This window comes from Streptomyces sp. NPDC055078 (genome assembly GCF_053607985.1).
Window position 1 is genome coordinate 1 of the sequence record NZ_JBSGUP010000829.1, and the last position, 3,171, is coordinate 3,171.

The following is a 3,171-nucleotide window of genomic DNA, read 5'->3' on the forward strand; positions in this document are numbered from 1 at the left end:
GCCCCTGCTCCGCCGCGCGGCGGAGCCGGGGCGGGGCAGGGGCCGAGCCCGGCCACCCGGCAGCGGAGTCGCCCGCGTCCGGGCGCACCGAAACCGCCCCACGGCCCCCGCAGGGGCATCGCGGAACGGGTCGCGCGCCCCGCGGGGCGCGCCCGGGCATGACCGATCCGCACCGATGTACTAGAGTTATCTCGACATCGAGATATCTGCCGAAGACGTGCCGCAGCCGCCACCTCGGTAAGGCTTACCTAACTAAGCCATACCTTAGCGGATCGGTGAGAAGCCGTGGCGGCAGCATGGACGTAGTACGCGCACATTGATGAAGGAGACTGTCGTGTCGGCGAACAGCTTCGACGCCCGCAGCACACTGCGCGTGGGTGACGAGTCGTACGAGATCTTCAGGCTGGACAAGGTCGAAGGCGCCGCGCGCCTCCCGTACAGCCTGAAGGTGCTGCTGGAGAATCTGCTCCGCACCGAGGACGGCGCGAACATCACCGCCGACCACATCCGGGCCGTCGGCGGCTGGGACTCGCAGGCGCAGCCCAGCCAGGAGATCCAGTTCACGCCGGCCCGCGTGATCATGCAGGACTTCACCGGTGTTCCCTGTGTCGTCGACCTCGCCACCATGCGCGAGGCCGTCAAGGAACTCGGCGGCGATCCCGCGAAGATCAACCCGCTGGCCCCGGCCGAGCTGGTCATCGACCACTCCGTGATCGCCGACAAGTTCGGCACGAACGACGCCTTCGCGCAGAACGTCGAGCTGGAGTACGGCCGCAACCGGGAGCGCTACCAGTTCCTGCGCTGGGGCCAGACCGCGTTCGACGAGTTCAAGGTCGTCCCGCCCGGCACCGGCATCGTCCACCAGGTGAACATCGAGCACCTGGCCCGTACGGTCATGGTGCGCAACGGACAGGCGTACCCCGACACCCTCGTCGGCACCGACTCGCACACCACCATGGTCAATGGCCTGGGCGTGCTGGGCTGGGGCGTCGGCGGCATCGAGGCCGAGGCCGCGATGCTCGGCCAGCCGGTCTCCATGCTCATCCCGCGCGTCGTCGGCTTCAAGCTGACCGGCGAGCTGACCCCCGGCACCACCGCCACCGACCTGGTGCTCACCATCACCGAGATGCTGCGCAAGCACGGGGTGGTCGGCAAGTTCGTCGAGTTCTACGGGGAGGGCGTCGCCGCCACCTCGCTCGCCAACCGCGCCACCATCGGCAATATGTCGCCGGAGTTCGGCTCCACCGCCGCGATCTTCCCGATCGACGGCGAGACCCTGAAGTACCTGCGGCTGACCGGCCGCTCCGAGCAGCAGGTCGCGCTGGTCGAGACGTACGCCAAGGAGCAGGGCCTCTGGCTCGACCCGGCCGCCGAGCCGGACTTCTCCGAGAAGCTGGAGCTGGACCTCGCCACGGTGGTCCCCTCCATCGCCGGCCCCAAGCGTCCCCAGGACCGTATCGTCCTCGCCAACGCCGCCCAGCAGTTCGCGCTGGACGTACGCAACTACGTGGACGACGACGAGGAGGCGGGCAAGGAGTCCTTCCCGGCCTCCGACTCCCCGGCATCGGCCAACGGTGTGCCGTCGCGCCCGACGCTCGTCACCGCGCCCGACGGCAGCACGTACGAGCTGGACCACGGCGCCGTGACCGTCGCCGCGATCACCTCCTGCACCAACACCTCGAACCCGTATGTGATGGTCGCCGCCGCGCTGGTGGCCAAGAAGGCGGTCGAGAAGGGTCTGACCCGCAAGCCGTGGGTCAAGACCACGCTCGCGCCCGGCTCCAAGGTCGTCACCGACTACTTCGACAAGGCGGGGCTCACCCCCTACCTCGACAAGGTCGGCTTCAACCTCGTCGGCTACGGCTGCACCACTTGCATCGGCAACTCCGGCCCGCTGCCGGACGAGGTCTCCAAGGCGGTCAACGAGAACGACCTCGCCGTGACCTCGGTGCTCTCCGGCAACCGCAACTTCGAGGGCCGGATCAACCCCGACGTCAAGATGAACTACCTGGCGTCGCCGCCGCTGGTCGTCGCCTACGCCCTCGCGGGCTCCATGAAGATCGACATCACCCGCGACGCGCTCGGCATCGACACCGAGGGCAAGCCGGTCCACCTCCAGGACATCTGGCCCACCGAGGCCGAGGTCAACGACGTCGTCGCCAACGCCATCGGCGAGGACATGTTCAACAAGTCCTACCAGGACGTGTTCGCGGGCGACGCCCAGTGGCAGGCGCTCTCCATCCCCACCGGCAACACCTTCGAGTGGGACACCGAGTCCACCTATGTCCGCAAGCCCCCGTACTTCGAGGGCATGCAGATGGAAACCACCCCGGTCCAGGACATCTCCGGCGCGCGGGTGCTGGCCAAGCTGGGCGACTCGGTCACCACCGACCACATCTCCCCGGCCGGCGCGATCAAGGCCGACACCCCGGCCGGCAAGTACCTCACGGAGCACGGCGTCCAGCGCCGTGACTTCAACTCCTACGGCTCGCGCCGGGGCAACCACGAGGTCATGATCCGCGGTACGTTCGCCAACATCCGGCTGCGCAACCAGATCGCGCCGGGCACCGAGGGCGGCTTCACCCGCGACTTCACGCAGCAGGACAGTCCGGTGTCGTTCATCTACGACGCCTCCCGCAACTACATCGACCAGGGCATCCCGCTGGTGATCCTCGCGGGCAAGGAGTACGGCTCCGGCTCGTCCCGCGACTGGGCCGCCAAGGGCACCGCGCTCCTCGGGGTCAAGGCCGTCATCGCCGAGTCGTACGAGCGCATCCACCGCTCGAACCTCATCGGCATGGGCGTCCTGCCGCTCCAGTACCCGGAGGGCGCGTCCGCCGAGGCCCTCGGGCTGACGGGGGAGGAGTCCTTCTCCTTCACCGGTGTCACCGAGCTGAACAACGGCACCACGCCCCGTACGGTCAAGGTCACCACGGACACAGGTGTGGAGTTCGACGCGGTCGTCCGTATCGACACCCCCGGTGAGGCGGACTACTACCGCAACGGCGGCATCATGCAGTACGTCCTGCGGAACCTCATCCGCGGCTGACGCTGAGGGCTGAGGGCTGACAGATGACGGCTAGCGGCTGACGGCTGTGGGCTTACGGCTTGAGAGCCGAGGGCTTCACGGCCGCCACAGCCGACGGCTTCCAGAACACAGGGCCGCACCCC

1 protein-coding gene is annotated in these 3,171 nt (G+C 68.3%); it reads left to right on the forward strand.

Annotation, left to right across the window (positions count from 1 at the left end):
• Nucleotides 1–334 precede the first annotated feature (334 nt).
• Nucleotides 335–3,049, forward strand: a complete 2,715-nt coding sequence (gene acnA / locus ACWF94_RS37340) for an aconitate hydratase AcnA (protein WP_453499189.1) — start codon at nucleotides 335–337, stop codon at nucleotides 3,047–3,049.
• The last annotated feature ends 122 nt before the right edge of the window (nucleotides 3,050–3,171 follow it).